At 64.8% G+C, this 1,984-nt stretch carries 2 protein-coding genes; both read left to right on the top strand.

Annotated elements, in window-relative coordinates:
• Positions 1 to 514 (top strand): RibD family protein (locus WCB02_RS34655; protein WP_423965718.1); only part of this gene is annotated, 514 nt, incomplete at its 5' end.
• A 9-nt stretch (positions 515 to 523) separates the two neighbouring features.
• The gene (locus WCB02_RS34650; protein WP_423965716.1) at positions 524 to 1,813 is read left to right on the top strand and encodes a flavin monoamine oxidase family protein; all 1,290 of its coding nucleotides are present in this window, start codon (positions 524 to 526) and stop codon (positions 1,811 to 1,813) included.
• Positions 1,814 to 1,984 lie beyond the last annotated feature (171 nt).

Genomic DNA, 1,984 nt, shown 5'->3' with positions numbered 1-1,984 from the left:
TCCGCGCGAACCCTGGTTCGCGCGACGCGACGCCAAGGCCCATGGCGTCGTGCTCGATGCTCACGGCAAGATCGGCTGGGGCCGTTCGGACATTGGTGGCGATCCGATCGTCGTGGTGCTGGCCGAGTCCGTTTCGGACGCGCATCTGGCGGGGCTACGCGGCGAAGGCGTGTCCTATATTTTTGCCGGAAAGTCGGAGCTCGATCTCACCCTTGCGTTGAATATCCTCAACCGGGAACTCGGCGTGAAGCGGCTGCTGCTCGAAGGCGGCGGCGGTACCAATGGCGCCTTTCTGCGCGCGGGGCTGGTCGATGAGCTCAACCTGATTCTCTGTCCGGCCGTGGATGGCGCCAAGGGCGCGCCAAGCATCTTCGACTCGACGGAGGCGGAGGCCGATCGCCGTGCCCCCGTCACGGCCATGACACTGGAGAGCAGCCGGGCCCTGGAAGGCGGCGCCATGCTGCTGCGCTATCGCATAGAGAATGCGGCTCCCAAGCCAGCCGCAGATCGGTAAAGCTCCAGTATGGCCCAATCCCATCAAGACCACATCGTCGTCATCGGTGCCGGCGCCGCCGGTTTGATGGCCGCCCGCGAACTGGCACGCGCCGGCAGGCGGGTGACCATCGTGGAAGCAAGAGACAGGTGCGGCGGCCGCATCTTTCCGCTGCCGGCCGCAGAGTTCGGATACAGGGCGGACGGCGGCGCCGAATTCGTCCACGGCGAGGCCCCGGTCACGCGCGGCTTGCTGCAGGAGGCGCGGCTTTCCCTGCTGCCGCTCGAAGGGGCGCAATGGAACGTCGAGGACGGAAAGCTGTCGCGCGAGGCTTCGCAAGGTATGCATGAAGCCAAGCTTTACGCCGCGCTGAAAGATCTGAAGGACAACCTCACCGTCGCCGAATTCCTGCGCCGGGATTTCGCCGGTCCTGACTATGATCGGTTGCGGCATTCGATCGAGCGGATGGTCGAGGGCTATGACGCGGCCGATCCGCAGCGCGCAAGCATTTTGGCGCTTCGCGACGAATGGATGGATGGCCGAGGGCATACCCAAGCCCGCATTGCCGGCGGCTACGGCGCTCTGGTCGAATTCCTGATCGCGGAATGCCGCGGCCATGGCGTAGCGTTTTATTTGGGCTCGGCCGTATCCGCCATCGAAGCGGCCAAGCAGAGAGTCGTGGTCTGCTGCGCCAACAGCACGGCCTACGACTGCGACCGTGCTATCCTCACAGTGCCGCTTCCTCTCCTGAACGAAATCGTGCTTCCTCCGTCCGAACGCGCGAAGGTCGCGGCCGCGAAACATATCGGCTTCGGCAACGTCATCAAGATTCTGCTGCGCTTCGAGACCCGTTGGTGGATCGACCGGCAGAGGGATCTCGCCGATCTGACCTTCATTCTTTCGGACGCGCGGATTCCGGTCTGGTGGACGCAGCATCCGGCGGAGCACCCCGTGCTCACGGGCTGGTTCGGAGGTCCAAAGACGCACGGGCTGGCCGGCCTCGACGAGCAGGAATTGATCGAAGCCGGCCTCGCTTCGCTCGCCGGCATCTTCGGTCTCGACGCAAATCAGCTGAGGCAGACTCTGGTAGCGGCGCGGGCGATCAACTGGGCGCAGGATCCTTTCGCGCGCGGCGCCTACTCGTACGCGACGCCAGAAACGCGCGCGGCGCAGGCGGCGCTCGTAAGCTCTGCCGGCGCGGCCGTGTTGTTTTCCGGCGAAGCACTCTACCGTGGGCGGGACATGGGCACGGTCGAGGCCGCATTGACCAGCGGTCTGGAGACGGCGCGGACCTTGCTGGTCGCCGACGCCGGGCCATAGGTCGGTCAAGTGAAGATTGAGCAGTTCGTCGTCCCCGCGAAGGGGGGACCGTGCGTCTGTGATGTTGTTCTGTCAGGAGGTGAAAGTCCGACCCATGTGAAGTCACGTTACATGTAGCGGAAGGCAACTGCGTCGTTCAACTGCGGGATGTGGGAGACGGGGTGGAGAGCA

Source organism: Bradyrhizobium sp., from assembly GCF_049581145.1.
In the GTDB taxonomy this organism is placed as follows: Bacteria; Pseudomonadota; Alphaproteobacteria; order Rhizobiales; family Xanthobacteraceae; genus Bradyrhizobium.
Note: the sequence above shows the minus strand (reverse complement) of the source record. Positions and strands in the feature narration are given on the sequence as shown.

Excerpts from the sequence above, each read along its gene's own strand:
- WCB02_RS34650 (WP_423965716.1), top strand. The coding sequence starts at position 524 with ATGGCCCAATCCCATCAAGACCACATCGTCGTCATCGGTGCCGGCGCC.